This is a genomic window from Pseudomonas rhizophila (assembly GCF_003033885.1).
Classification (GTDB): Bacteria; Pseudomonadota; Gammaproteobacteria; order Pseudomonadales; family Pseudomonadaceae; genus Aquipseudomonas; species Aquipseudomonas rhizophila.
This window is the reverse complement of the sequence record NZ_CP024081.1, coordinates 1,714,879-1,741,877: the sequence shown is the minus strand read 5'-3', so window position 1 is coordinate 1,741,877 and position 26,999 is coordinate 1,714,879. Positions and strand designations below refer to the sequence as shown.

Sequence of the window (26,999 nt, the reverse complement as noted above, 5' to 3'; positions counted from 1 at the left end):
AGCTAACACCGAAAAAGAACGACGCCGAACCACGATTCGGCGTCTGCTATTGATAACCGGGTCTGCAAGGCTGCTGAAAGATTCCTTATCTATATTCAGCAGCCTCAGCGGACGGATAACCGGGACCACCCGGAGACACGCCTGATGAGCGAGCTTTTTTACAACGCCGTGCCGAATGCGACCCGTGTCGCCCCGCCATTGCCCGAGCCTCGGCAGTACCCCAGCAACAAGCCCGAACGGGTTTACCTGTTCGGAACCTGCGTGGTGGACCTGTTCTATCCCGAAGCCGGGATGGATGCGATTCATCTTCTGGAGCGCGAAGGGATACGGGTGGACTACCCGCAAGGGCAGACCTGTTGCGGGCAACCGGCGTACACCTCCGGTTACACCGAGCAGGCCCGGACGGTAGCGCGGGCGCAATTGGCGTTGTTTGCCGGGGATTATCCGGTGGTGGTGCCGTCGGGCTCCTGTGCCGGCATGCTGCGCGAGCATTACGCCGACCTGTTCAAGGACGAACCCGATACGCTCAAACAGGTCCAGGCCCTGGCGGCCAGGACCTATGAATTGGCCGAGTTCCTGCTGTTTGTCTGCAAGGTGCAGTTGAACGACAGTGGCGAACCGGTGAAGGTCGCGCTGCATACCTCCTGCTCGGCACGACGGGAAATGAACACCCACTTGCATGGCCGCGCCTTGCTGGCGCAGCTGGACAACGTGGAGCGCGTCGAACACAGCCATGAAAGTGAATGCTGTGGGTTTGGTGGGACGTTCAGCGTGCGCATGCCGGATATTTCCGGCGCGATGGTGGCCGACAAGACCCGCGCGCTGAAGGAGTCCGGCGCGCACCAGGTCGTCAGTGCCGACTGCGGTTGCCTGATGAATATCAATGGCGCCCTGGAGAAACAGCAGCAAGCATTACGGGGGCAGCACCTGGCGAGCTTCCTCTGGCAGCGCACCGGGGGTGTCGTATGAGCACACCGACGCTGATTCCGACCGTTGAGGTGCAGGAAGATTTTCGCGCCAGGGCCCACAAGGCACTGGACGACACGCAACTGCGAAACAACTTTCGCACAGCGATGGATTCACTGATGACCAAGCGGGCAGCGTCCTTCAGCGATGCCCACGAAAGAGAACATCTGCGAGTGCTGGGCAATGCCGTCCGCGCTCGTGCGTTATCGAAGTTGCCCGACCTGCTCGAGCAGCTTGAAACCAACCTGACCCGCAACGGTGTGAAAGTACACTGGGCGGAAACGGTGGACGAAGCCAATGGCATCGTCCTCTCGATCATCCGCGCTCACGAGGCGCGGCAAGTGATCAAGGGCAAATCGATGGTCAGCGAAGAGATGGAGATGAACCATTTCCTCGAGGGTCGGGACATCGAATGTCTCGAGTCCGACATGGGGGAATACATCGTCCAGCTCGACCACGAGAAGCCTTCACACATCATTATGCCGGCGATCCACAAGAACGCCGGTCAGGTCGCGTCCTTGTTCCACGACAAACTTGGCGTGGAGTACACCAAGGACGTTGACCAACTCATTCAGATCGGTCGCAAGGTCTTGCGGCAGAAATTCTTCGAGGCTGACATCGGCGTATCCGGCGTCAACTTCGCCGTGGCCGAAACCGGCACGTTGCTGCTGGTGGAAAACGAAGGCAACGGGCGGATGTCCACCACCGTGCCACCGGTTCACATTGCCGTGACCGGCATCGAAAAAGTCGTGGAGAACCTGCGGGACGTGGTGCCGCTGCTCTCGCTGCTGACCCGCTCGGCCCTCGGCCAGCCGATCACCACCTACGTCAACATGATCTCCGGCCCACGCAAGGCCGACGAACTGGACGGCCCCCAGCAAGTGCACCTGGTCCTGCTGGACAACGGGCGCAGCCAGGCATTTGCCGACAGCGAACTGCGCCAGACCCTGAACTGCATTCGTTGCGGCGCCTGCATGAATCATTGCCCGGTCTACACCCGCATCGGTGGTCATGCCTATGGCGAGGTTTACCCGGGGCCTATCGGAAAAATCATCACGCCGCACATGGTGGGCCTGGCCAAAGTGCCGGACCACCCAAGCGCCTCTTCACTGTGCGGTGCCTGCGGCGAAGTGTGCCCGGTGAAGATTCCAATTCCGGCGCTGTTGCGGCGCCTGCGCGAAGAAAACGTCAAGGCACCGGACAGTCCAAACCCGGTGATGCGTGGCCAGGGCAGTAAGTATTCGCCCAAGGAGCGCTTCATCTGGAATGCCTGGGCCCGACTCAACAGTTCGCCGCGCCTGTATCGGCTGTTCGCTTTCCTCGCCACGCGCCTGCGCGCCCTGACGCCCGACAACGTCGGCCCATGGACGCAGAACCACAGCGCCCCCAAACCCGCCGCCCGCTCATTGCATGACCTGGCCCGCGAACACCTGAACCAGCAGGGAGACCGTCGATGAGCGCCAAGGACAATATCCTCGCCAAGCTGCGTAAAAGTCTGACCGGCACCACACCAGTGGCCGACAACTTCGATGTCGACCTGGTGACGAAAACCTATCGCTACGCCCCCGAGGAGCGCATCGCTCAACTGCGCAAACTGATGGAAGCGGTGCACACCGAGATCCATCTGACGTCTGGCGAAGGTTGGCCGGCGCTGCTGGCGCAGTTGCTGCGCGACCGTCAATTACCCAGCCTGCTCATCGCCCCGACGACGCCTCACGGGCAAAAAATCACACAGTTCTGGGCGAACAATCCCGAGCTGCCAACGCTCAAGGCCTACGACCGGCCTGTCGAGCAATGGAAAGCCGAACTGTTCAACGACACCCCCGCCAGCCTGACCGGGACCCTGGGTGCCATCGCGGCAACCGGCAGCCTGATTCTCTGGCCGACGCGGGAAGAACCGCGGTTGATGAGCCTCGTTCCGCCGGTGCATTTCGCTTTGCTCAAGGCCAGCGAAATCCGCGACAACTTCTATGAAGTGCAACAGGAATTCGCCTGGGCCCAGGGCATGCCCACCAACGCGCTGCTGGTCTCGGGTCCCTCCAAGACGGCCGACATCGAACAGGTGCTGGCCTATGGCGCCCATGGTCCGAAGGATCTGGTGGTTCTGATTCTGGAGGACCAATGACGCTTCCGGCCCCTTTCCTGCGCGACGTACAGCAGCTGATCCCGCCAAAGCGCCGTTTCGACGACCCGCTGTCGACCTTGGCCTTCGGCACCGACGCCAGTTTCTATCGGCTGATTCCGAAACTGGTGGTACGCGTCGAATCCGAAGATGAAGTGGTAGCACTGCTGCAACTGGCCCAACGCGACCAGGTGCCGGTCACCTTCCGCGCCGCCGGCACCAGCCTGTCCGGGCAAGCCATCAGCGACTCGGTACTGATCGTGCTGGGGGATAACTGGAACGCTCGCGAAATTCGCGGCGAGGGCATGCAGATCCGCTTGCAGCCCGGCGTGATCGGCGCCCAGGCCAATGCCTGGCTGGCACCGTTCGGCCGCAAGATCGGTCCCGATCCGGCATCGATCAACGCCTGCAAGATCGGCGGCATCGTCGCCAACAATGCCAGCGGCATGTGCTGCGGCACCGCGCAAAACACCTATCACACCCTCGCCGGCATCCGCCTGGTACTGGCCGATGGCACCCGTCTGGACACTGAAGATGAAACCAGCGTGGCGGCCTTTCGTACAAGCCATGGCGAACTGCTGGAACGTCTGGCAACCCTTGGCCGCGAGACCCGCGCCAACACCGAACTGGCGGCTCGAATTCGCCACAAATACCGTCTGAAAAATACCACTGGCCTGTCGCTCAATGCCTTGGTGGATTACGACGAGCCTGTGGATATCTTGAGCCACCTGCTGGTGGGTTCCGAAGGCACGCTCGGCTTCATCAGCGCGGTGACCTACAACACCGTCATCGATCACCCGAACAAAGCCTCGGCGCTGATCGTCTTCACGGACGTGGAAACCTGCTGCAACGCGGTCACGGTGTTGAAAAGCCAGCCGGTATCGGCGGTGGAGCTGCTGGACCGGCGCAGCTTGCGTTCGGTGCAGGACAAACCGGGCATGCCGGATTTCGTACAGCATCTGTCGACAAATGCCTGCGCACTGCTGATTGAATCCCGCGCGGCTTCGTCATCTTTGCTGCAAGAGCAACTGGCCCGGATCATGGCATCGCTGGCCGGTTTCCCTGTGGAAAAACAGGTCGACTTCACCGAAGACCCGCGAGAAAACGCGCGACTCTGGGCCATCCGCAAAGACACTTTCCCTGCGGTGGGCGCGGTACGCAAAACTGGGACCACGGTGATCATCGAAGACGTGACCTTCCCGGTCGAGCAGCTGGCCCTTGGCGTGAACCGCCTGATCGAGCTGTTCGACAAACATCACTACGACGAGGCGATTCTTTTCGGACACGCGCTGGAAGGCAATCTGCATTTTGTCTTCACCCAAGGTTTCAATAACGCCGAAGAAGTTGCGCGCTATCAAGCGTTCATGGATGACGTGGCGCAGTTGGTGGCGGTGGAGTTCGGCGGTTCGCTGAAGGCCGAACACGGCACCGGCCGCAACATGGCGCCATTCGTCGAGCTGGAGTGGGGCAGCGACGCCTACCAGTTGATGTGGCAACTCAAACGCCTGCTCGACCCTAACGGCATCCTCAACCCGGACGTGGTGCTCAGCGAAGATCCACAAATCCACCTCAAGCACCTCAAGCCGCTGCCGGCGGCCGACGAGATAGTGGACAAGTGCATCGAGTGCGGCTTCTGCGAGCCGGTCTGTCCGTCCAAAGACCTGACCTTAAGCCCGCGCCAACGCATCGTGATCTGGCGGGACATCCAGGCGAAAAAGCGCGCAGGCATCGACACTTCAGCGCTGGAAACGGCCTACCAATACCACGGCATCGACACCTGCGCCGCCACCGGGTTATGCGCACAACGTTGCCCAGTCGGCATCAACACCGGCGAGCTGGTGAAAAAACTCCGTAGCCGCAGCGCAACGCGTACGAAAACCGCCGATTGGCTGGCAAGCAATTTCGCCATCGCCCTGCAAGGCGCACGCTTTACCCTGCACGTCGCCAACGGTGCCCGAATGCTGCTGGGCGCGCCGCGACTGGCCCGCCTGTCAGCCGGCCTGACCCGGCTGTCGAAGGGTCAGGTTCCCCAGTGGGACAACGCCATACCGCAGCCGGAAAAAGCCATCCGCTTCAGCCCTGCCGTCTGCGACGAACGCCCGCGCGTGGTCTATCTGGCCGCGTGTGTGTCGCGCGCCATGGCGCCGGCGGCGGGTGACAAAGAACAGATGTCGCTGTATGAAAAAACCCAACGACTGCTGGAAAAAGCCGGTTATCAGGTGGTCTTTCCAGACAACGTGGACAGCCTGTGCTGCGGCCAGCCTTTCGCATCCAAAGGCTACGCGGAACAGGCCGAGCACAAGCGCCAGGAGTTGATCGGCGCCCTGCTCCACGCCAGCCGCGGCGGGATCGACCCGATCTACTGCGACACCAGCCCTTGCACGCTGCGCCTGGTCCAGGACTTGGGAAATGTTCGATTGGACCTGTACGACCCGGTACGTTTCATTCGTACGCACTTGATGGACCGTCTCGAATTCACCCCGCAGGATGCACCGATTGCCGTACACGTCACTTGCAGTACCCAGCACTTGGGCGAGAGCCAGGCGCTGATCGACCTGGCGCGCAAATGCAGCAAGCAAGTCGTGATCCCCGAAGGCATCCACTGCTGTGGTTTTGCCGGAGACAAAGGCTTCACTACACCCGAGCTCAACGCCCACTCACTGCGAACCCTCAAGGACGCGGTGCAGTTTTGCAGCGAAGGCGTCTCCACCAGCCGCACCTGCGAGATCGGTCTGACGCGCCATGGCGAAATCGACTACCACGGCCTGGTGTATCTGGTGGATCGCGTCACCCGGCCCAAATTCGCCGACGCTGAGGGGCTCCCCATCGCACCCGAAGAAAAATCGAATTCCTGCGTTTCGCTGTAGTCACTTGAATAGGCCCGACGCCGTCGGGCCCTTTATTGACTCGGGCCTGGCGGCGATGTCCGGCAGCACCGAGACCAAACGTTCAAGGAGATACACATGAAGCACACTGCATTTGCTGGCTTGTTCATTTCCGCTGCGCTGTTGGCCTCTCCGGTGTTCGCAGATAACCAGGCAGACCTTTGCCAGATCAATCTGCAGAAAATCAAAGACGCCCAGGTCAGCACCGAGCAGATGAGCGAAGGCATGAAAACCGAAATTGACGCCACCGTCGGACAAGCCACGGCGGAACAGGCCAAAGGCACCGAGGAAGGCACCAAGAACTGCATCTCGCTGACCACTCAGGCCATTCAGAAATTGCAGAACAACACCAAAGGCGATCAGTAGTAACCTCGCGTCAGGCCAACCTTCGGGTTGGCCTCAGCCGCGTATTGGCGTACACTGCACAGGCTTGTCGCTCCAGCTGATTCACGGAGCTACAGGCTCGGGGCCGTTTAGGATTCGACGCCGGTTGCGAAACTTTAGGTGCATGCCGAGTTGGTAACAGAACTCGTAAATCCACTGTTGCAACTTCCTATAGTTGCCAATGACGAAACCTACGGGGAATACGCTCTCGCTGCGTAAGCAGCCTTAGCCCTTCCCTTCTGGTACCTTCGGGTCCAGCAATCACCAGGGGATGTCCGTAAACCCAAAGTGATTGTCATATAGAACGGAATCGCCGTGCAGTACGTTGTGGACGAATCGGCTAAAACTTACACAACTCGCCCAAAGCACCCTGCCCGTCGGGTCGCTGAGGGTTAACTTAATAGACACGGCTAAGCATGTAGTACCGACAGCGGAGTACTGGCGGACGGGGGTTCAAATCCCCCCGGCTCCACCACTTCATCATCTAAAGACGTCCACGGACGTCTTTTTTTGTGCCTGAAATCCAGTAAATACAAGGATTTAGCGGCTATTGAGGTCTTTGTAGATTCTTGGAGTTCCAGAAGTTTTGGTATTCCATACGGTATTCCATCCCCTCCGGTGCTAACCTTTGGAATACCAAATCAGTGCCTGAGGGAAATCTCATGACTGCTCAAACCCTCCGCCTTTCCGATCGACAGCTCAAGGGAGTCAAACCCGCGTCCAAGGATTACGTCCTCACCGACGGGGACGGCTTGCAACTCCGTGTACGCAGCAACGGCTCTCTGCTGTGGAATTTCAACTACCGTGAACCGGTGACTAAAAACCGAATTAACATGGGCTTGGGTACCTACCCAGAGCTTTCATTGGCGAACGCCCGAAAGATGGCAGTGCAAGCACGGGAGCTGCTCGCCCTGGGCATCGATCCGAAAGTGCAGCGCGATACGCTAAATGAGGCCAAGCGCGCAGAAACGGAACACACTTTCGAGAACGTAGCCACTGCCTGGTTCGAGCTTAAGAAAGACTCGGTCACGCCGGCCTACGCCGAGGATATTTGGCGATCGCTCACGCTGCATGTGTTCCCCGAATTGAAGACGACTCCACTCGCGAAAATCACCGCGCCGATGGTGATCGAGCTGCTTCGTCCAATCGAAGCGAAAGGCAGCCTGGAGACGGTTAAGCGCCTTAGTCAGCGGCTTAACGAGATCATGACCTACGGCGTGAACTCCGGCCTGATCTTCGCCAACCCGCTGAGTGGCATCCGGGCGGTATTCAAGAAACCCAAGAAAGAAAACATGGCCGCGCTCCCGCCCGAAGAGCTACCCGAGCTCATGCTGGAACTCGCAAACGCCAGTATCAAGCGCACGACACGCTGCCTTATCGAATGGCAGTTGCATACCATGACTCGCCCTGCTGAAGCGGCGACTACTCGCTGGGCAGACCTCGATTTCGAAAGGCGTGTCTGGACCATTCCTCCGGAGCGGATGAAAAAGCGACGCCCACACAGCATCCCGTTAAGCGATCAAGCCATGGCATTGCTGGAAATACTCAAATCCCATAGCGGTCATCGAGAGTATGTCTTCCCGGCAGACCGAAACCCACGTACTCACGCCAATAGCCAGACAGCCAACATGGCGTTGAAGCGCATGGGCTTTCAGGACCGCTTGGTCAGCCACGGCATGCGCTCAATGGCCAGCACAATCCTGAACGAGCATGGGTGGGATTCGGAACTAATCGAAGTCGCGTTGGCGCATGTCGATAAAGACGAGGTTCGAAGCGCCTACAACCGGGCGGATTATATTGAACGCCGGCGTCCGATGATGGCTTGGTGGAGTGAACATATCCAGAAGGCGGCTACCGGCAGCCTGTCGGTAGCCGCGATCAAACACACCAGAGACCTCAACGTCGTACCGATACGGGGAGTATCCTGAGGCCGGTAGCACCGGCGAAAAACCGTGTAACCGCGTAGTACAGCATGGCGCCAGACTTTACGACTATCCCCAAATTTCTCGTACGCCTGCGCTCCTTAGTCAAAGCCCCTGAGTATGGGAAGGCTCCGCATTCCCATACTCGGGGGCTCACGCTTAAAGGTCTATCAGGCAACCACGACTTTTGCCTTTCTACGGCGGATCAACCCCGCTGTTAACTCGTAGTAGTAGATGGTAGCTGGAGCTGAGCATCGCAAATAGTGCTTCAGAAACCATCTCACGTGTTTTTCCCTCCAGGACCAGGGAGTCGCGCAACCCCAGCGCTCACGAATCACCTCGTGCATCCTTTCTGCTTGCCTGATGTGCCGCTGCTGCGTGGCATGTGCACCTTTGAGCATGGGCTGTAGGAACAACGCTATGTCGAACTCGGTCGTCATCGCCGGCCTCCGATGTAGGCACTCACCACATCGATGCGGTTATGTCCCAATTCGTGGCTGATCTGCTTACGGGCTCGTTGATCGAGTGCTCGATCCTCTTGATGAACACGACCACCATTAGCGGGTGCAGGAAAGCCGACTAGTTGCTCATAGCGCTCACAGGCGTAAGCCGCCCGCAGCTCATGAAAACCTTTCAATCCATGCTCATGCAGGATGTCCCGTGCCGGTCGCACAACTGCCTGCATAAAGTCTTTGTAGCTTTCGTCGGGCGCCAACAAATTCCGGCTGCCATTGGGTGTGTTCGCGCTGGCCCAATCCAGGGCATCGCGAACTTGATCCGTTACCGTAATCCAGCGCGGTGCCGAGGCCCCTGATCGACCACCCTTAGTGCCGTCTTGGATATTGATCTTCCCCAGTCGCTGAGCCTCTCGTTGCAGCCGTGGCAGGTCCGCCAAGATCGCTTCGCGCAGGCGCATGCCGGTCTCTCGGGCAAGGAGCACAATGGCACTAACCCTGGACTGCTGTCGCTCTGACAGCGCTTGCGCAATCAGCCTGACCTTGGCACGGTCTTGGCCTTGCGGTGCCTCACTACGAACGCTTGAGCGCTGCAAGCCCAGCGCCTTGCTCGGACTGGGGATTTTGACGAACTGATCACCACGCAGCGCGGCCATCGTTCGGTTCACGCTGGACAGTCGGTTCTGCGCGGTGGCAATGCCGACGTTGCCCTGATCAACCTGCTCCCGCACGTGGACGGCGTACCGCATGAGTATCTCGCGGTCTATCTGGCGCGCGTCGTTGACTCTCGGTCCTTCATCGGATCGACACCAATGCACGAACGCCTGCCACCGATCGCTATGGGCTTTGACGGTAGCAAAATGGCCATCGCCAAATAGATCTTTCAAGGCTTGCGGTCCGGCATAGCTGAGCTGGCGACCGAAGCCGAAATTGCGCCCAGATCGCTTACCAACTCGAGCCATTTTTCTGTTCCTGATCGATTGCAGCGAGATCATGCAAAAGGGCTCGCCAGTGCGCGCTCACGATGGGAATCTGCGCCCAATCAGTCGGGCGAAAACACAGCGTGTTGCCGGTGACGTAAAGATGCGCACCCTCCTCTTTCAACCATTGAATAATGGCTGTGGTAGAGGCGATAGCTTTATGGGTGGTGGCGACACTGGCGACAGCGGCGACAACCCTTGTCCTGCCTGGTTTTGAGCATGGCGACAAAGTGGCGACAGTAGCGGCGACAAATCGCGCTTTGGGCTCCTTTTGACGCTGAGCCAGATGGTTGCGCAGCGCTTCATCAAGATTAAACATGGCGTACCTCGAAGGTGTGGCCATCGGTGATCAACCACTGATGATCAATCAACTCGACCAACAGCTTGGCGGCATGACGACTGCTCTTGCGGGCAAAGCGGGGACCGTTGCGATTCAATTCACGAATACTGAAACGCTTCCAATCTTTGACCTGCAGCCATCGCAGCAGCCGGTCTGCCTCCTCTTTTACTCGACACACTGGCTCCTGCTCAGTCAGGCGCTGGATCTCGGTGAGGTAGTAGCCGACTAAAGCGGAGGCCCGTTGGATATGGTCGACCTCCACGACGCTGCTCTCCTCCACAACTGCAAGAATGCCGGCGACGCGCAGCAGGTTATCGGCAGCCTTTGATCCGCTGGGCCGTACGCTGGCCAGCTCGCCAAACTCCCCCAGCTGAGCTTCGATAGCATCATGCAAATCAATCCAGCGACGGCGGGCTAAGGGACTTAGTGTCAGCGGTGATAGCCGCAAGGCCCCGTCAGCGAAAAGTGACCAAGGCTGATGAAACAGGGCCGAAAGACGGTGGTGATATCGCTTTAGGGCGGGGTCTTTGGACAAGTCGACAGACTGGTAACTGCGTTGTCCGGCCAGGCTGGTGGGCCAGGTGATGAGGCAGCGACCGAGAATGCCTTGCCCCTGCAGCAATGGGTCACTGAGTAACTGCATGGCTAGATACGGTTGCAGCATCAGGTGCAGGCTTAAGCGTCGATCGTAAGCTCGCAAGCTTTCACCCGCCATAGACCGCGCGCGATCTATCGGACTTCCGTCCCAGAGTGACGACAAGGTCGTAACCGCTTTCAAACGGTTGTCCCGACTCATGGTGCTGCTGCCGAGGAATTGTCCCCCTTCATCGCAGAACAACCCCATGCTCGGCAGGTCATGGCAAAGCCCTTTGATCAGCGCTTCAATAGTTGGGTCCGTGGTAATCAGCCTCGGTGCAGAGGGCTCCGCTTCGAGCGGTACACCGTTCGCGAAGTCGGGATCGGCAGGGTTGATACGCTGCATCTGGCGCTGTGCGGCGCGGTACCGGGCAAGCTGTTCGCGGTAGCGCTGCCACTGCTCACGCTCCCATTGGCGTGCTGGCAGCAATGCAGATCGGTCTGTCGCCGTTTTACGATCCCCCGAAGCTGCCACCGTGATCAGGTACAGCGAGAGGGGATAATTTCTCCCGTCGAGCTGTAAGCCGGCATGACCTTGGGTAGCCAGCGCCGAGGCAGCCAACACCGATTGTGCAGCCAATGCCTGGGGTACGCCGATGACCTCGGCCATGCGCTCCACCGCAGGTCCAAGAATCCCACCCAGCGCCTGCACCGGATAAGGCTGGGCCACGGGATTCGACTCAATCAACGGTCGAGGTGGTCGTGGTAGTTCAAGCTTCGGATCTAACTGCTGCATGGGCCCTCTCCTCGTTCATTGCTAGTTGTCCTCACGTCGTCCCGCCAAGGCTGCTGAGTGTTATCAGGGATCAAGGCCCCTGCGGCCTGTGAGGTGTTCACTGACGCGGAACGAACGGCTCCTTACGACCGGGAGCAAGGGCATGAACCCTTGAATCTGGCCTCCCTAGACGCATCCGAACATGCGGGCGGGTGGAGGCTGTGCCGACTGACGAGTTCGGCACCTGGAGATCCTGAGTAGGAGAAGGCAACGACATGGACACCTGGGGCATGCCTGACTGTCAGTCAGGTGCAGCCTTTCCATTGGCTGCGGCACCGGTGCCAGTGTCATTGCGGATGGCGACGAATCGGATTTGTCGGGTCGATTGTCACGAGGAGAGTTGCGGCAATGCCTTGTACTACGTGGCTTGCAGCACTGGTACGAGCGCCCGTCTCTTTCCAGGAGAAAGAGACGGGTGCGGTCTGGCGCAGCGATGTGTGCCGAAGGGTGAGGCAGCTGCAGTGCAGCTAGATAGGTCCATCGTCTGCCGCAGTGGACAGATTGGTAGAGAAGGCATCCGTCACTCTTGGGGAGTGACCGTGCGAGCCGCCGGACGCTAATCGCACTTAGGGAAGAACCACCACGCAAGTGGCGTAGCCTTAAAGGCTCTGGCTACCTGGGCAGGTGCTGTCAACGACAGCGATCCGTGCGCCAATTTTTATACCCACTCGAAAAGACGGTCAAGCGTCACGGGCAAAGCGCTCAGAAAGTGGCGACTGTCGCCACTTCTGTCGCCACGTTCCAGGTCACGTTCTACGCGGGCTGTCGCCGCTGTCGCCGCTGTCGCCACACTTACATCCATGCCCCCGAAAGATCCGCACACACACTGAATGGCGCTGCGCTCGATAGAAATCGCGGGGGAGTTACTGACGGGTAAAAATAATCGTGGCGTTAATTAAATGTGAAAATAGGAGGGTGGAACGCGGCGGCTTCGAGAAAAAGCGAATGAACCCTCCGATCGGCACGATCAAAGATCGCTTGATCGGAGGGTTTGGCGGGAAAAGCAAAGTCTCAAACTTCAATCGAAGACTCAGGCATCAAAGCGGGTTGATTGGGAAGTGGGGGCTTCGCGCCGCATGATCAGCGTCTGCTGCAACCGCAGCAGAAAGCCTGCTTCAAATGCTTCCTGATAGTCCCCTGGACGATGACGCTTTCGGTTCTGAGACAGCGCCCACCATAACGGTAATGATGAACCCTCGAGCCAAGTCTCTGCGCAACGAACACCCTCCTTTATTACCGGAGCGAACTCATTACCCCACGGTGTTTGGATCGCGGGAGCCCCTTCAGCGGACGGGACAGAGACATACTCATGGATCTGCTGATGAACGCTTTGAGCCGGAATGCCAGTTAAATTCCGGAATGCCTTGTCGTACAACACGGCGGCGTCATCCAACAGCTCTACTGCCAGCTCAACGTCTTGCGGAAAATGAAGCAGAATACTCTGGGCTCCGTTAAGCCGGAGAGTGGCAGCCTGCCGCAATTTAACCGCTGCATCTTCAGGGGTAAGCGATGAAGTATCGATGCTGCTGGGTTTGGGGAGGCCGATGAGAAGCGAGAATTCAAACATCGCGGAATCCAAGCCCGCCCACCCGGTATCAAATATGATAGTCCAGGTTAGGCGATGGTAATCATGCGACGCACCGCTACAAACTATCGGTTTCAGGGCTGTCAAATTTTACCGTCAAGGTCAGAAGGTACTCTTCGATCGAATGAGCACTGTCCAGGTAATTTGCCGTTAGCCCTAGCCCCTTGGCTGGCAGGTTAAGCTTGGCCACTACGCCCAGGGAACGCTTCGATTCACTCGACAGGCTGATCACCACCTTCTGTTCAAGGATCTGGTTGTCTTCATCAGCGCACTGCTCGACCAGGCTACGCATTACCACATCGCCCCACAGCTGTTTGCCACGCAGGTATTTTTCAGCTGCCTCGGTGTTGGGTTTGCCTCCGCGAAACGAGGCATTGATGGAAAACTTTCTGGCCAGTGAATTGCCCACTTTGTTTTCGACTTTGACATCGAGCTTGGCAACAGGAGCTTTGCCGTGCAACTCGTACACTTGGGACGAGGAGTCCTTGCTGACTTCGACCTGCTCAACGGTTACGTCCCGAGCTCCCAGGTATTGGCAGAGCCGCGAAAAATGCCGAAGCTTCTCAATCGCGAACTGATCCGTGGCCTGGCTCAGGTCCACATAGGCGTTACGGTCATACGGGCTCTGTAAGAGCACCGCGCCCGGTCGAAGCAGGTCAGCATCGATAATATTCTGCAGCGCCTGGCTATCTGGCTCATCGACCGTAAGCGGGTACTGCAGGATGTGGGACTGGGGATCAAATAGAAACCCCTTGGCTTCGGGCTCGAGATCATAGAGACACTCATTGATCGTGTTCTCATCCAACACGAGCATCACTCTGCGTGCGCCATGGTCCAGCGGAATCTTGCCTGTTGCCACATTGCTCCCCTTTCGCGCGATGCGCGTACCCTGTTCGTTCATTTGCCGAAAGTTTTCAGCGCCGCCAGTGCGCGTCTGAGCCACGCTGCCCACTCGCGCTGTAAAAGTGTTATCGCCAGGGCTATGAAGCTCTGGCTCGGCTGCTTTTTTTCGAATTGCTCAAGCGCCTCCCGTGCAGCCAAGCGTTTAGGCTCTGAAAAGCTGCGCCCGATGGAGGTAGCGAATTGCTCGAGCGACGCCCACACCGCATCGACACCAGTCGCTCCTGGCCCCTGCCCGGTATTATGCTCGATCCAGCAAACCACTGGCGCCAGCCGGCCCGCGCGGTCCCGCTCCTCCGCGACAACTTGCAAAACGGCTGCGTTGCCTTTGACGAACAGCTTCACGCCATCTTGTGCAAACAGAACAGTACCTCGCACGCTGATGCTGGTCAGTGCGGAATACGTTTGCTCTCGGACCGGGCTGCTAAGTTCCGCTCCACACTCCGCCAGACGCAAATAGTCCGAGGACCTGTTGTCCAGTGCTTGAGCTTGGAAAACCTTGGCATGCATCATGCTGTTACCGTATTGATCAACGTCGCGACCAATCTCGCCGCCTGATCTCGACTCACCAGACTGCCGAGAATGATCGGCGGCCGTTGACTTAGTTTCGACAGGCCTGCATCAAGGTGGAGTTTGACGAAACGATCACGGAAATGCCCCTGACCGGACACGGGTGTGGCGACGTACGTAGGGTCGAGGTCCATATGCGTGACGATCACGACCAGCTTGGGCGATGGCGCCGGAGCCTTCCTCCAGCTTTCAATCTTTTCGAGATCGCGCTTGATACGTTGTTGATTGACCTCTTGAGCATTGACCAGATAAAGGACGATGTCCGCTTCATTGTGCAGTGTTTTCCAGTCCTCGATTGCATCAGGCGCACCGGGAACGTCGCGGGTTTCCTTGAGGTCCAGCTTCAGGTCACCCATTGCAAACCGTGTTCCTTGGACTTTCTCGGTCAGCGTGGTTTGCATGTACTCGTCGGAGACCTCACCACTGGCAAGGAACTTCAATAGAGCTGTCTTGCCGACATTGCGCTCTCCCAATATCGCCACGCGCTTACCTTTGAGGCTGATGATCATGCTGTCCCAGCCATCTTTGATTTCTTCACGTTTCCAGTAAGCGACGCCAGCCGCGACCACAGCTGCGGCTCCGGCAACGATTAGTCTCTCCCAACCCATACGAGCAGTCCCTGTCCTTCGTTTCTCGAATGGCCAGCATTGTGGCCCATTTGCTTATAACCCGTGCGTAAGCATGGAGAGGCTATCGGCTAACCAGTGCCGCACTTAAGTAAGCGGCGGGTTTTATTCTGTGGGAGAGCCGGCTAGCCACTATGCGTCGACCTGAACTGCATAGCCCATGAAGTCAGACGGCGCGTCTGACCAATTGCAAAATCTTTCACACAAAGTCAGCATACCGGCCTTCAAGGGCAGAACGCCACCATGGAAATTGCTTCAGTCAAAAGGAACTTGGAATGCCCCTCCCCCCGCGCCCGACAAAAGAGGCCGTCTGCAGTGAGTTATCGGGCAGCGACGATTCCCTGACCTTCCGAAAAATCGTACCGCCCCTCCCTCGCTATCCCTCATTTGGAAGACTCGGACGAGCCCTCTTAGAGACGCCGCCCCCCTCATGGAGCAGAGCATGAAATTCAGGAAACTCGGTCTTACCCTATCTGGCGGCGGCGGCAAGGGGGCCTATCAGATCGGCGTCTGGCAGGCTATGCGCGACCTGGGCTTGGACAGCCAACTGAGCGCCATCTCTGGCACCTCGGTAGGTGGTCTCAACGGCGCGATGTTCGCTCAAGACAAACTCGATCAGGCCAAATCCATGTGGCTGAACATCGAAAGCCGCAACATGCTTTCCGTACAGGACGTGCCAGGGCTGGCGTCACGACTGGCGCTGCTGACAACAAGCGGCGTGATCTCGCCGATGCTCAGCCACTTGATCAGTACCAAAGGCTTTTTCAAGCAAGATGGCCTCAAGAGCATGATCGCCGAAGGCCTGGACGCAGGCAGGTTGGCTTCTTCGGCGCTGCCGCTGAGCGTGGCGCTGCACAACACTGCCGCCAACCGGGTCGATTACCTCTCGGTACGCGACACCCACACTGCAGCGGACATGCTGCTCGGTACGGCGGCCCTGCCCCTGATCTTCGATGAGGTCGCCATTGACGACGGCATTTATACCGATGGCGGCTTTTACTGGGGCTTGCCGCATAAACAGATTGATAACACCCCGATCCGGCCACTGATCGAGGCCGGCTGCGACACCATCGTGGTGGTGTATCTGTCGCCCGACGACCTGAGCATCGACCCGCGCCACTATCCCGGGGTGCGCATTTTGCCGATCGTTCCTGCCAACAGTCTGGGCGGCGTCACCGCCACCCTCGACTTTTCCAACGAAGGAGCCGCAAGGCGCATGGAACAGGGCTATGCCGACGGCCTGCAGATCTTCCGCCACCTGCAGTTGTTCCTCGACAACGAAGCTCAGTACGAAGCCCTGTGGGAGCGCGCCCGCCTGGCCGCCGAACAGGAGCGCAAGCTCAGCGACAACCTGTACGACGTGGACCGTAAACACAGCAAGGCTGTCGACGATATCCATGACTTCGACCGGCAAGTTCGCAACGACGATTTCAGCCAGAAGCTCGACCTGGCCGACGACGATATGCCTCTCGCACTCGAGCACCTGGCTCTGGACAACACTGCGCTGCTGGCTGACATCGAGCGTCAGCAACTCGAAACTGCCGTCGACAGTTTCCTGGCCCAGAACAGCAACAACCGCCGGGCGGTCGAAATCTCGGTGCTGGACGCCCTCGCCACCCTTTCTCCAGTCAGCGGACGCGCCACCTACCTGCGTGAGCAGGGATTACTGTCGCGCTTCATGGGCGCTATCACCGGCAAAAACCAGCAGATTGCCGCCGAGAATGTCCGCGACGTGGCCCAGGCGCAATTCGCCGCCCTGCGCCTGATTGCTGCAGTTCAGGAAAAAGGTGCAATCACCCTCGAGTTCGCCTGCACCTTGCAAAACCGCCTGAACGGCGCACTCGCCGAAATCCAGCGACTGGGAGATCGTCATAATCAGGATCTGCGGCGCGTCTACCGCTCGCTGGCCGGAGTCTACTGCAAGCTACGCGACCGCCTGAGTATACATGAGAACCGCCTCGACGCCCTGGAACGCACCAGCCGCTTGCACGACTGGCTACTACATCCCAATAGGCGTCATCTTGACGGCAAGGCGCTCAGCGAACTGCCTGCGGCCTTGCGTCTCAGCTGTCTGGCCAACGACTTCTTTCGCCTCACCGACGGCCAGTGGACAGTCCACGAGCTGAACAGCCTCAAAGAAATGTGCCTGCTCGTCGGGCTGGATCATGCTCACCCCGTGCAGATCGGCGAGTTCTGCACCCAGTTGAGCGAGCAACCGGCCTGTCTGCAGGCACTTACCCTGCAACTGGCCGCGCTGCCCCAGGCTAACCTGTTCAACCCGACCGCCCTTTGGTTGCTTGATTTACGCGGCGGTACTGCGCCGACGGACACCGACAGCGTAACGGCACGCTGGGGGTATGGCGCGGCAACGGCGCTACCCGCCTGGGACTTTCTCGCCGAACTGCTCTACCACCTCCAGTGCGCCGGATTTTCGGTGGTACGCAGCAGCGACCTGAGTCAGTACAAGGAGCACTGGCTGGGGCAACTGCAAGTGCTTGACGACCTGCTGGGGGAAAACATCCTGCCCAAGAGCTTCGCCGGGGAGATCAACGCCCTACGCCAGCAGATCACCGGTTTCCACCTCAAGGTACCGCTGATCGGCAAGTTCAGTGCTGGTAAGTCGACCCTGCTCAACTGCTGGCTGGGCGAGGATATTCAGAAGGACGACCTCGGCGCCTGCACCAGTCTGGCCACTGAATTCCACTACGCCGAACCGGGCGCGGAAAAGCTGGTGATCCACTGGCTGGAGGACGCCGGGACTGGCCAGGTACGGCGCGAGGAAAAACCGCTCACAGCCTACGCCGCGCTACTCGACGATCCGCGCACTACCGCCCGGCCACCCCTGTTCGTAGAACTGCACCTGTGCCGCACTGCCCTCGCCCGTCACCCTGATCTGGTGCTGGTCGACACGCCGGGCCTGGGCTCCAGCAACGGCCAACATGAACGTGCGCTAGAGCAATACATCGGAGAAGCTGTGTCGTGCATCCTCTGCGTCACCCGTATCAGTCAGGTCGGTATCGACGAGCTGGCCTTCATTGATCGCCAGCGCTCCTTGGGTCAGACGTTTTCCCTACTGGTCTGCCAGGAGGCACTGAACAGCCGTCAGCAGCGCGAACCCCTGCGCCGCTCCCTCGCCGAACAGGCCGGCCTAGACTCAAGCCAACCGACCCGTGGCTGCTCTGCGCGTGAGGGCGATCTGAGTGGCTTCGAAGACTTGCTCGCCGGCCTCGAAACCCAGAAGGCAATCCTGTTCCAAGAACGCTTCGCTGCGCAGATCAAGGCGTTGTTGGTTCAGGCCGAACGCCTGATTCGCCAGCAACTGGCGATGGACACCAGCGCAGAGCAACTGCTCGAACAGCAGAAGATCCTCGACAAGGGCATGGCCCGACTCGAAGAAAACCATGCCAACGAACAGGACAGCCTGCTACGCGACTGCCGCGCAGCGATCAGCCATCAGGTGCTGGCCACCGTCAACAGTTACCTGCGCAGTCGTCGCCAGGCCTACAAACAGATGCTGCTGGCTGGCCAAGGCATTGGTCCGCTGCTCACCGCCGATGCACGTAACGCTTGCCAGTTGGCCATTGAGCAGAACCTGACCCCGCGTCTCATGGACGCCTGCCAACGCCTGGGCAGTCATATCGAGTTCAGCGCCTTTGAGGGGCCGCAACTCTCCGGCGACGGCCCGGCGGGAATAGAGGCCGACTATGGTTTGGGTGCCTCAGCGGCCGGCGCAGCAGCTGGGGCGGCTATCGGCACCATAGTGCCGGTGGTTGGCACCCTGATCGGCGGCCTAGTTGGCGGTGCGATCGGCCTGTTCGCTTCGCGCAGCAACAAGGAGAGCGAAGCCGAAGGCAAAGCCAATGAGGCGATTGAAACGGTCATCAGCCAGTTGCAAGGCTTGATTCCCGATGCACTCGACAAGCATGCCCGTCAGTTCATCGGCGATATGTGCGACAGATTAGCCGCGCAGTTGACGACGCAACGGGAGAACCTCGATCGCATCGAACAGCAACTGGTAGCAGACCGTGACCGCAAGCAACATATCCAGGACAAGGCCGAACAGGCGCTGAACAGCGTCGCTCGACTGCTCGACCACAGCCGCCAGCAACAATCCCGACCTGCGGAGGCCTGCGCCAATGTCGCTTGATTTCAGCTTATCCTTCGAAGAGCTGGAGGCCGCGCAATCGGCCACCACCAACCCTTACCTGAGAGATCCCGGTAAAGGCTTGCAACTGATTGCCAGCCTGGTCGGACAGCCACGTCCGAACGTGGGCAAGGCGCAACGGCAGCAACTGCCCGCCGCGCTGCACCGACTGATCAATGAGCGCTTCATCGAGCTTACGTCCAAAGGCAGCTTTCCCGGTGAAGCCCAGGCGTTGCGCGAGCTGCAGGCGCTGGAAGCGTCACTGGAAAACCTTGCTCTGTTTCCCGACCTGGCCAACAAGACCGTGGTCGGCGTCGGGGGTGGTTTCAGCGCCGGCAAGTCGCGCCTGCTCAACACCCTGCTCGGCGTCGATCTGCTACCGGAGTCGCTGGAGCCAACCACGGCGATTCCCAGTTTCATCACCCGTGGCGAAGACGGTATCGTTGCGCTGAACACCTTCAACCAGCAGATTCGACTGGACCGCGACGGCCTGCAGGCCATCACCCACGCCTTCACCAGCCACTACCGCGACAGTCTCGACGAGGCGTTCGGTTTTGCCCACGTGCTCAAGCTGTTGATGCTCCACTGCGCAAGCTTCGCCTGGAGCAACCTGGCCTTCCTTGATACGCCTGGTTACAGCAAGGTAGACGCCCTTGGTAGCACTGACAGCGATGAAACCATTGCCCTCAAGCAACTGACCGAAGCCGATCATGTGATGTGGCTGCTCAGCGCCAGGAACGGTTCGATTCGCCAGGACGATCTGGCATTTTTGCGCAGTCTCGATCATCCCGGACCGATTTTCTTCGTCGTCACTCAGGCCGATCTGGTCGGCCGCTCCTCTATCGACGCCATCCTGCACAGCACCGCAGAGGCGATCGAGGCTTCGGGCATTCCTTGCGCCGGACTGATGGCCTGGGCAGCACCGCTGGGAGCCGAACAGGGAGCGTTGATTGCTGGTGACGATATTCGCGTGTGGCTCCAAACGCTGGACGAGGCTCCCAAGTACACCCACCACAGGCGCACTTGCGAACGTGTCCTAGACGGTTATATCCAGCACAACCGGGAAAACCTGTCCAACAGCCGCCGAAAATTATCGCTGTTCAATACCCTTCTGCCACTTCAGGAAAAACTGCCTCAAAGTGAACAGGCAACGCTACAGGAACTGCTCCAGGAGCAACGTACCCGGCAGAAAGTCTTTGCCGAACTTGTCGACGCCTTCACCGTTTTAAAGAACGAAATGCAGGAAATCATCGCGCAGATCATCGGTGACCTGGCCATTGATGCGCTTTCCATCGAAGAGCTCTACGGCAAGGGCTTGGCACTTCATGAGGAAGGCGATTACGACTCAGCGGCTGTCTTCTTCCAGCACGCCGCAGAACAGGGGAACGCCGCTGCCCAGTTTCAACTCGGCATCTATCACGAGCTTGGGCAAGGCGTGTGCGTAGACGAACGCCTTGCGGCGCAGTGGTACCGCAAGGCCAAACACCAGGGTCATGTGCAGGCCCAGTTCTACCTAGGCGTCTGCTACGAGAACGGTGTAGGCGTTCCAGAAAATCTGCAAAGCGCCATCGCCTGTTACCTCCAGGCCGCGGAGCAAGGACACGCCGAGGCTCAATACAACCTGGGCATTTGCCTGACCAGGGGAGAAGGGATTGCCAAAGACGACGAGCAGGCACTGTATTGGTTTGAAAAAGCAGCCAGGCAAGGTCACGAGGAAGCCCGCTTCTACGTGATCACACGATCAGCCAAAAATGGCAGCCCCGCCGGGCAATACGCTTTAGGGGTACTTTACGAAAAAGGCCTGGGTGTTTCCCAGGACCTGGAAAAAGCCATTGTGGCTTACCGCACAGCGGCCGAGGCAGGGCATGCCGATGCCCAATTTGAACTTGGCCGTCGCTACTTAAACGGCGAAGGACTGAGAAAAAACTCCGCTCACGCTATCAGCTGGCTGGAGAAGGCGGCTGCACAAGATCATGCCAAAGCATCTTCACTGCTCAAGAAACAACAAGCAATTGGCCCCTTTTGGTCGCCTGGCACATTTGCGACTTGGCAAAAAATTCTCGGGAAAAATTCGCTATGACCGCCAAAACTTTCACCCTGGCTTCGCTAACCCCGCATGCCACTGTTATTGACGCCGAACAACTCAGTAGTCTGAAAACCTTGCTCGACGGGCTTGAAGTCAATCTCCACGCTGCGCGCGAGAGCGGTCGCGACCTGCGCATCGCTGTCGTTGGCCAGATGAAGGCCGGTAAGTCTTCGTTCCTCAATGCTGCCTTTTTCGGCCGCGACCTGCTGCCCAAGGCTGACACGCCGATGACCGCTGCTTTGACCAAGATTGTCTACGCCCCCAAGGCCAAGGCTGAAGTGGTGTTCTACAGCGCCGACGACTGGGCCGACATCGAACAACGCGCCAACGAGTACCCCAAGGCCTATGCCGAAGCAGAGCGCAAGCTGAGGGAGCCGCCGAAGAGCGACAGCCCTTTCGCCAAAGTTCTCGCGACACCTCGCGCGCGCACAGCGGAGGAGATCGATCGCCACGTTCCCGAAGCCATCCGCTCCTCGCAAGAGCTGGTGGAAATGACACGCAGGAAGGGCCTCGACGTACACGACTACCTGGGTAAAACCGAGGTACTGGACGTCGCTGGTGGCGCAGAAAACCTGGCCTATGCACTGCAGGAATATGTTGGCAGCGGCGGACGCTTCACCGCCATCACCAAGATGTCCGTGTTGCATGTCGACGACAAGCGCCTGCAGGGCCTAGAAATAATCGATACCCCCGGTTTCAACGACCCGGTGGTTTCCCGTGGCCAAATCACCCGTAGCTTCCTTGGCCAGTGCGACGTGATCTTTCTGCTCTCGGCAGTCAGCCAGTTCCTCACCTCCTCCGACATGGCGGTGCTGCGCGAGCAACTACCCGAAGCGGGTATCGACGAAAAGGCGGTGTTCCTGGTCGGTTCGCAGCGCGATCTCGCCCTGCGCCAGGATCGTGGCATAGCCATCACAGCCAGCAAGCTCGCCGAACGGGCACCCGCCGAGAAACGTTCTGCTGTACGAACCGGTGCGATGCTGCAGCTGCTGGACAAGAAAATGACGGATCAGGCCAGCCTGACGCTGGAGGCGCAGATCAACCAGCCCGGCCAGGACAACAAGACCCGGCGCATCCTCAGCGCTGTCAAAAAATCCGCGCCACGATTCATTTCCAGCTGGGCGTGGCTGGTCGCCGAGCACTTCAACTCCCTGTCCGAAGAAGACCGCGAACAACTCGATCAGCTATGCACCGCCACCGGTTTTGCCTTTGAACCGAACAGCCTGCGGCAACTCTCCAACATTACGGCGCTACGCGACGAGATCCTCGCCCAGCGCGAATACAAGCAGCACCTGATCGCCAGCAAGGAACAGCATCTGATCGAAGGCGTGCACAACGGAACACGTGAACGCCTGCAACAGATTGAGCTCAGCCTGCAGGCGCGTAGCGAACAGGTTCGCAACGGCGACATCGGGGAGTTGGAGAGAATCGAGCAGGACATGCTCAGGCGTATGAAAGGCGGCAAGGCGCGCCTGGAAGGCGTGTTTGACGAGCAGTTGGTCAAAGCCAGCCAGCAGTTCGCGCTGTTGAAGACAGACATTCGCGAGCAGGCACAGAAATATTCACGAATACAGGTTGTTCGAGAGACAACCACAGAGAGTTATCAGGTCGACACTTCGTGGTTCGGCGGTTTTTTCGGCCATGACTGGGAAACGCGCTACCGCGACGTGGTCACCACCTACGCCAGCGCCCAGGATGCCATCGAACAGGTCCAGGTTTTCGCCTTGCAGACCACCAAGGCTCTGCAGAAGGCAATCATCGGCTGCGTCGATCTCGATGAGCTGCGCCGAAAAGTGGGTGTCGCGGCGATGTCACTGTTCGACACCGGCAGCGCCGACTTCGATGCAGAACTGATGCTGGCAGAGGTCAACAAGAGCCTGCGCCGCATCACCATTCCGAATGTTAGCTTCGGCGACAAGGACTACAGCATCAGCATCATTAAATCGTTTGGCAGCGAACGGGTTTCAGAGAGCCAGATCAACGGCCTCAAGGAGGCCCAACGCGAAGCTGTGGCCGCGATCATTCGCGACCTGGAAGGCGAAGTGAAGGGCAAGGTGGAGGCTATCGAAAACAGCCTGGGCAGCACCGGCCAGACCTTTGTCGAAAACATGAGCCGCGACATCCAGCAGAGCCTGACCCACTTGCGAGAAGACATCGCCAACAAGGAGCAGAGCATCCAGCAGATCACTGCAGCCCGCCAGGCGGTAGCAAAAGCACTGGCGGCGCTGTGATGGTGAAGTGCCGAGCGCCTGATACCGCGATGAAATATCAGCCAACACGAGACAGTGGCCTGCAAACAGAAGAATTCTAAATGTCCCTTGATTTCAGCTTCTCCCTCGAAGAACTGGAGGCCGCCGAAGCCGAAACTGCCAACCCTTATCTGGCAGATTCGGCACTGGGCCTCCAACTTATCACCCGACTGATCGCCCAGCCTCAGGGCGTGATCCACAGCGAACATCGTCGGCAGTTACACCGTTTGCACCAACTGATCCACCAGAGCTTCGTCAATCTCGCCGCACGCGACGACTATCCGGCCGAGGCACAAGCCTATCGCGAGTTGGTGGCGCTTGAGCAGTCGCTGGAGGACCTGGTTGCTTTCCCCGACCTGGCCAACAAGACAGTAATTGGTGTCGGCGGCGGCTTCAGTGCGGGCAAGTCACGCTTTCTCAACAGTCTGCTCTGTGTCGATGTGCTACCTGAATCGCTTGAGCCCACCACCGCGATTCCCAGTTACATCGTGCAGGGTGAGCGTGAGGAAATCATTGCGCTGAACAGCTTCACCCAGGAGGTCGCGCTGGATCGCAGCGCTCTGCAGGCAATCACCCATGCCTTCCAGAAGCATTACCAGGAAACGCTCGGCGTGGAGGTTGGTTTCGCTCATGTCCTGCGCCTGCTGATGATCCATTTGCCCGGCCTGTGGCAGCGCCTCGCATTCCTCGACACGCCCGGCTACAGCAAGGCTGACCGCAACGACGCCATGCATAGCGATGCACGGATCGCCCAGCGCCAACTGGCCGACGCCGACCACGTGATCTGGCTGCTCAGTGCCAAGAATGGCTCCATCCGCCGTGATGACCTGGAGTTTCTGCGGACCCTCAACCACCCAAAACCCATCTTCTTCGTCGTCACCCAAGCGGATCTGGTCGGTCGTTCACGCATCCAGGTGATCCTCAACAGCACAGCGCAGGCACTCGACGAGGCTGGCATCATCCGAGCCGGGCTGATGGCCTGGGCCGCCCCACTGGGTGATCTCACGGGTCAGCACGTTGCCGGCGATGACGTACGCGCCTGGCTGGATACGCTCAATAACCAGCGCAAGCGCACCCAGAAGCGTTTGGCCTGCGCACGAGTAATGGACGCCATCGTCGCCCACAACAGTAATGCTGTGGCCAATAACCGTGAGCTACTGGCTGCCTTGAACGAGCTCTTGCCTATCGCCGAAAATTTGGCTGAGAAACGGCGTGCAACGCTAAAGCAGCAGATCGAACGCTTACGCAATGACCAGCGCCGACTCAACGAAATGGTCGGCGCCTTCGGTGAACTCAAGCAGGAGATGCTTGAAACGATAACCCGCATCGTCGGTGGTGTAGCCGAAGACGAAGAGGTACAACGCGGCCACGAACTGATCTACCGATTTCGCCGCTCATGGCTCAATCGTCCGCTAGTCATTGGCGAGCAGTTCGAGATTCGGGTGCTGGCGATCAAGCTCGATGTGAAAAAGATCATCGTGGAGTTCGGCAGCGCGATTGCCACCACTGGCCTGAGCTTCAGCATGATTCGCGCAGGCCTGCGAATCGACCCGCAGGTGCTGGTCAAGGGCAGTCTACTGCACGGTGAAGTTCGCCTTGTGGATGATGTGCATGTCACCCTGGCGATCCGCAATCCGCACGCAGCAACATGAGCGCTTCGCCAGCGACCTGAGAAGGTTGCAGGCGATACACACTCGACTGCAGCGTATGACATCACTACGCGTCACAACGAGCACTCATAAGCGTCGCAGCCGAGCCAGCCATTCAGCCACTGTCCGATCGATAACGTCCGCTGGCCGATGGCTCAACGCCTCGCTACCGCATTTGGGGCAGCGAGCAAACCAGTCACCGGGCCCCAATGCATCGCTTCGGGGTGCTACAGTTTTTTTCCAACCACACTCATCACACACAAAAGTGAAAGGTTTGGGTTTGATTGGCATTGCGGCTCTCCTGAACATTTATACATGGTCATTTCCTTCAGCACGCTCAGCAAGCGGGATATGCCTGCTCGATCCGCTGATCAAACTCTCCGCCATACCCACAGTACTCCTGCGGAATACGCTCTATATCCTCGGCAACTTGCACGATGACTTCACGTAACTCCAATGGCTCAAACCACCGAGCAGGAATAGCCGCAGCACCATACTGAGCACCCAACAAATGCCCGGTGATGAGCCCGGTACTGTCGCTATCGCCACTGTGATTCACTGCCATGATCACGCCTTCTTCAAGCGAAGGCGCTGCCAGGGCGCACCACAATCCGATAGCCAGCGTTTCTTCGGCGACCCATCCACCACCGAGCTCGCCTATCCGTTGAGGCGTCGGCTGATAGCCCTCGTAAAAGAAGAAAAGTACACGCTCAATGAGACTGCGTGTTTCTTCCATACCCGGCGTCTGTCCATATTTGGCCAGGCTCTGAGTAACCGCATGCTCCAGGCTGTCTTGCCGATCGACAATGCGCTGGAGAATATCGGCAAACAACCCGGCTGCCAGATAACCCGTAGGATGTCCGTGAGTCAGGCGCCCCGACTGGGCAGCGTAGTCAAAGGCGTTGGCAAAAAAAGCGCATGGTGCAACGCGCATCAAGGCGCCACAGCCTTTGCTGTTGTTCTCGGCAACTGCGCCCAGCCGCGGACTGGCCTTGAGTGCACCCAGGCAAGTCGTGCCAGGGGCGCGCCGAGACCAGAGCTGCGATTGCTTGATCAGCCAGCCGTCCACATCGATCGGCATTGCCGCAGGGTAGTCCTGGGTTATCAGCCAGCGCAGCAATGCATGATGAATGATGCTGGGGACGTGGCAAGCCCCTCGAGCGCTGCCGCACACATAGGCTCGCAGCAAACCTTCTGCCGTGAAAAGCATCATCTGCGTATCGTCAGTGATGGCGCCGAGGGTATCGAATGCCGGAGCAAAATCAACGATACCTTGTGGACCGAACCTGGCTTCAATTGCAGACCACTCGAGAAACTCCACCGGGGCGCCCAGCGCATCACCGACTGCGCCGCCGAGCAGGCAACCCTTGATCCGTTCAAGTCTGTTCATGTCCTTTCCTCATCCCTCTGCCGGGATCAATTCCTGCAAAATCACCAACTTTCTTTGCAACTGCTGAACGTGCTCTTTCTCGGCCCGCAACGCCGAACGCAGTTCGCGGTTTTCCACTTCAGAGATCTGCGCTGTGCGTGCATTTTTTTGGCAGCCCAGAGCCATATGCCAGAGTTCACGCAATCTCAGGCACTGATGCAGTAACACCAGCAGGATTGCCACCATCATCACAAACGCCCCTGTCGAAACCATTTCCGACATACTCATGTCCACTTCCTTCCGTGACTTCAATTCATCTCGAATGCCAGACACACGATATGTAGTACTAAGCGACA

20 protein-coding genes and 1 other RNA gene are annotated in these 26,999 nt (G+C 58.7%); 11 read left to right on the top strand and 10 right to left on the bottom strand.

From position 1 onward, the window contains the following. Positions 1 to 144 precede the first annotated feature (144 nt). The 7 genes from CRX69_RS08160 (at position 145) to CRX69_RS08130 (ending at position 8,285) form a co-directional block, all read left to right on the top strand. A complete protein-coding gene (locus tag CRX69_RS08160) occupies positions 145 to 969 on the top strand; it encodes a (Fe-S)-binding protein (protein ID WP_107321857.1) in 825 nt (274 codons plus the stop codon). After that, complete coding sequence (locus CRX69_RS08155) at positions 966 to 2,423, top strand: LutB/LldF family L-lactate oxidation iron-sulfur protein (RefSeq protein WP_047229077.1); 1,458 nt, start codon at positions 966 to 968, stop codon at positions 2,421 to 2,423. The genes CRX69_RS08160 and CRX69_RS08155 overlap by 4 nt, the downstream gene beginning before the upstream one ends. After that, positions 2,420 to 3,091, top strand: coding sequence for a LutC/YkgG family protein (locus CRX69_RS08150; RefSeq protein ID WP_076383522.1), 672 nt, complete (start codon positions 2,420 to 2,422; stop codon positions 3,089 to 3,091). The genes CRX69_RS08155 and CRX69_RS08150 overlap by 4 nt, the downstream gene beginning before the upstream one ends. Next, positions 3,088 to 5,955, top strand: a complete 2,868-nt coding sequence (locus CRX69_RS08145; protein WP_107321856.1) for an FAD-binding and (Fe-S)-binding domain-containing protein — start codon at positions 3,088 to 3,090, stop codon at positions 5,953 to 5,955. Before CRX69_RS08150 ends, CRX69_RS08145 begins: the two co-directional genes overlap by 4 nt. A 96-nt stretch (positions 5,956 to 6,051) precedes the next feature. Beyond that, positions 6,052 to 6,339, top strand: a complete 288-nt coding sequence (locus tag CRX69_RS08140; protein WP_047229080.1) for a hypothetical protein — start codon at positions 6,052 to 6,054, stop codon at positions 6,337 to 6,339. A 99-nt stretch (positions 6,340 to 6,438) separates the two neighbouring features. Continuing rightward, positions 6,439 to 6,832, top strand: a transfer-messenger RNA (tmRNA) gene (ssrA, locus tag CRX69_RS08135). A gap of 187 nt (positions 6,833 to 7,019) precedes the next feature. Next, a complete protein-coding gene (locus CRX69_RS08130) occupies positions 7,020 to 8,285 on the top strand; it encodes an integrase domain-containing protein (RefSeq protein WP_107321855.1) in 1,266 nt (421 codons plus the stop codon). A gap of 164 nt (positions 8,286 to 8,449) precedes the next feature. On the opposite strand, the gene CRX69_RS27840 is transcribed toward CRX69_RS08130, so the two are convergent. The 8 genes from CRX69_RS27840 to CRX69_RS08090 form a co-directional block, all read right to left on the bottom strand. Further along, complete coding sequence (locus CRX69_RS27840) at positions 8,450 to 8,719, bottom strand: hypothetical protein (RefSeq protein ID WP_107321854.1); 270 nt, start codon at positions 8,717 to 8,719, stop codon at positions 8,450 to 8,452. Continuing rightward, the gene (locus tag CRX69_RS08120; protein ID WP_039592342.1) at positions 8,716 to 9,696 is read right to left on the bottom strand and encodes an integrase domain-containing protein; all 981 of its coding nucleotides are present in this window, start codon (positions 9,694 to 9,696) and stop codon (positions 8,716 to 8,718) included. Before CRX69_RS08120 ends, CRX69_RS27840 begins: the two co-directional genes overlap by 4 nt. Then, entirely contained in the window at positions 9,680 to 10,033 is a 354-nt protein-coding gene (locus CRX69_RS08115; RefSeq protein WP_039592343.1) for a hypothetical protein, read from the bottom strand. The genes CRX69_RS08120 and CRX69_RS08115 overlap by 17 nt, the downstream gene beginning before the upstream one ends. After that, the gene (locus tag CRX69_RS08110; RefSeq protein ID WP_107321853.1) at positions 10,026 to 11,426 is read right to left on the bottom strand and encodes a YfjI family protein; all 1,401 of its coding nucleotides are present in this window, start codon (positions 11,424 to 11,426) and stop codon (positions 10,026 to 10,028) included. Before CRX69_RS08110 ends, CRX69_RS08115 begins: the two co-directional genes overlap by 8 nt. Before the next feature lie 1,069 nt (positions 11,427 to 12,495). Then, positions 12,496 to 13,032, bottom strand: a complete 537-nt coding sequence (locus CRX69_RS08105) for a LasR-specific antiactivator QslA (RefSeq protein ID WP_107321852.1) — start codon at positions 13,030 to 13,032, stop codon at positions 12,496 to 12,498. A gap of 76 nt (positions 13,033 to 13,108) precedes the next feature. Next, the gene (locus CRX69_RS08100) at positions 13,109 to 13,993 is read right to left on the bottom strand and encodes a hypothetical protein (RefSeq protein ID WP_152668447.1); all 885 of its coding nucleotides are present in this window, start codon (positions 13,991 to 13,993) and stop codon (positions 13,109 to 13,111) included. Continuing rightward, positions 13,948 to 14,463 (bottom strand): hypothetical protein, encoded by a 516-nt coding sequence (locus CRX69_RS08095; protein ID WP_107321851.1) that lies wholly within the window; start codon positions 14,461 to 14,463, stop codon positions 13,948 to 13,950. The genes CRX69_RS08100 and CRX69_RS08095 overlap by 46 nt, the downstream gene beginning before the upstream one ends. After that, positions 14,460 to 15,128 (bottom strand): GTPase domain-containing protein, encoded by a 669-nt coding sequence (locus CRX69_RS08090; RefSeq protein WP_107321850.1) that lies wholly within the window; start codon positions 15,126 to 15,128, stop codon positions 14,460 to 14,462. The genes CRX69_RS08095 and CRX69_RS08090 overlap by 4 nt, the downstream gene beginning before the upstream one ends. A 460-nt stretch (positions 15,129 to 15,588) precedes the next feature. Here CRX69_RS08090 and CRX69_RS08085 point away from each other — a divergent pair, with 460 nt between their 5' ends. The 4 genes from CRX69_RS08085 to CRX69_RS08070 all read left to right on the top strand — a co-directional run bounded on the left by CRX69_RS08085 (position 15,589) and on the right by CRX69_RS08070 (position 25,277). After that, positions 15,589 to 19,293, top strand: coding sequence for a patatin-like phospholipase family protein (locus tag CRX69_RS08085; RefSeq protein WP_107321849.1), 3,705 nt, complete (start codon positions 15,589 to 15,591; stop codon positions 19,291 to 19,293). Beyond that, the gene (locus tag CRX69_RS08080) at positions 19,283 to 21,370 is read left to right on the top strand and encodes a dynamin family protein (protein WP_107321848.1); all 2,088 of its coding nucleotides are present in this window, start codon (positions 19,283 to 19,285) and stop codon (positions 21,368 to 21,370) included. Before CRX69_RS08085 ends, CRX69_RS08080 begins: the two co-directional genes overlap by 11 nt. Next, the gene (locus CRX69_RS08075; protein WP_107321847.1) at positions 21,367 to 23,607 is read left to right on the top strand and encodes a dynamin family protein; all 2,241 of its coding nucleotides are present in this window, start codon (positions 21,367 to 21,369) and stop codon (positions 23,605 to 23,607) included. The genes CRX69_RS08080 and CRX69_RS08075 overlap by 4 nt, the downstream gene beginning before the upstream one ends. Positions 23,608 to 23,687: 80 nt before the next feature. Then, positions 23,688 to 25,277: a dynamin family protein gene (locus CRX69_RS08070; protein ID WP_107321846.1), complete on the top strand. Its 1,590-nt coding sequence runs from the start codon at positions 23,688 to 23,690 to the stop codon at positions 25,275 to 25,277. A gap of 334 nt (positions 25,278 to 25,611) precedes the next feature. Here CRX69_RS08070 and CRX69_RS08060 read toward each other — a convergent pair whose 3' ends face one another. Together CRX69_RS08060 and CRX69_RS08055 are read right to left on the bottom strand one after the other, a co-directional pair. Continuing rightward, positions 25,612 to 26,664 (bottom strand): ADP-ribosylglycohydrolase family protein, encoded by a 1,053-nt coding sequence (locus CRX69_RS08060; protein WP_107321844.1) that lies wholly within the window; start codon positions 26,662 to 26,664, stop codon positions 25,612 to 25,614. Between the two features lie 9 nt (positions 26,665 to 26,673). Next, positions 26,674 to 26,931 carry a hypothetical protein gene (locus tag CRX69_RS08055; RefSeq protein ID WP_107321843.1) on the bottom strand — a complete coding sequence of 86 codons (258 nt, stop codon included), beginning with the start codon at positions 26,929 to 26,931 and terminating at the stop codon, positions 26,674 to 26,676. Positions 26,932 to 26,999 lie beyond the last annotated feature (68 nt).

Bases quoted from the DNA above. Each gene is read 5' to 3' on its own strand.
- CRX69_RS08160 (WP_107321857.1), top strand. From the start codon at position 145: ATGAGCGAGCTTTTTTACAACGCCGTGCCGAATGCGACCCGTGTCGCC.
- CRX69_RS08155 (WP_047229077.1), top strand. From the start codon at position 966: ATGAGCACACCGACGCTGATTCCGACCGTTGAGGTGCAGGAAGATTTT.
- CRX69_RS08150 (WP_076383522.1), top strand. From the start codon at position 2,420: ATGAGCGCCAAGGACAATATCCTCGCCAAGCTGCGTAAAAGTCTGACC.
- CRX69_RS08145 (WP_107321856.1), top strand. From the start codon at position 3,088: ATGACGCTTCCGGCCCCTTTCCTGCGCGACGTACAGCAGCTGATCCCG.
- CRX69_RS08140 (WP_047229080.1), top strand. From the start codon at position 6,052: ATGAAGCACACTGCATTTGCTGGCTTGTTCATTTCCGCTGCGCTGTTG.
- CRX69_RS08130 (WP_107321855.1), top strand. From the start codon at position 7,020: ATGACTGCTCAAACCCTCCGCCTTTCCGATCGACAGCTCAAGGGAGTC.
- CRX69_RS27840 (WP_107321854.1), bottom strand. From the start codon at position 8,719: ATGACGACCGAGTTCGACATAGCGTTGTTCCTACAGCCCATGCTCAAA.
- CRX69_RS08120 (WP_039592342.1), bottom strand. From the start codon at position 9,696: ATGGCTCGAGTTGGTAAGCGATCTGGGCGCAATTTCGGCTTCGGTCGC.
- CRX69_RS08115 (WP_039592343.1), bottom strand. From the start codon at position 10,033: ATGTTTAATCTTGATGAAGCGCTGCGCAACCATCTGGCTCAGCGTCAA.
- CRX69_RS08110 (WP_107321853.1), bottom strand. From the start codon at position 11,426: ATGCAGCAGTTAGATCCGAAGCTTGAACTACCACGACCACCTCGACCG.
- CRX69_RS08105 (WP_107321852.1), bottom strand. From the start codon at position 13,032: ATGTTTGAATTCTCGCTTCTCATCGGCCTCCCCAAACCCAGCAGCATC.
- CRX69_RS08095 (WP_107321851.1), bottom strand. From the start codon at position 14,463: ATGATGCATGCCAAGGTTTTCCAAGCTCAAGCACTGGACAACAGGTCC.
- CRX69_RS08090 (WP_107321850.1), bottom strand. From the start codon at position 15,128: ATGGGTTGGGAGAGACTAATCGTTGCCGGAGCCGCAGCTGTGGTCGCG.
- CRX69_RS08085 (WP_107321849.1), top strand. From the start codon at position 15,589: ATGAAATTCAGGAAACTCGGTCTTACCCTATCTGGCGGCGGCGGCAAG.
- CRX69_RS08080 (WP_107321848.1), top strand. From the start codon at position 19,283: ATGTCGCTTGATTTCAGCTTATCCTTCGAAGAGCTGGAGGCCGCGCAA.
- CRX69_RS08075 (WP_107321847.1), top strand. From the start codon at position 21,367: ATGACCGCCAAAACTTTCACCCTGGCTTCGCTAACCCCGCATGCCACT.
- CRX69_RS08070 (WP_107321846.1), top strand. From the start codon at position 23,688: ATGTCCCTTGATTTCAGCTTCTCCCTCGAAGAACTGGAGGCCGCCGAA.
- CRX69_RS08060 (WP_107321844.1), bottom strand. From the start codon at position 26,664: ATGAACAGACTTGAACGGATCAAGGGTTGCCTGCTCGGCGGCGCAGTC.
- CRX69_RS08055 (WP_107321843.1), bottom strand. From the start codon at position 26,931: ATGAGTATGTCGGAAATGGTTTCGACAGGGGCGTTTGTGATGATGGTG.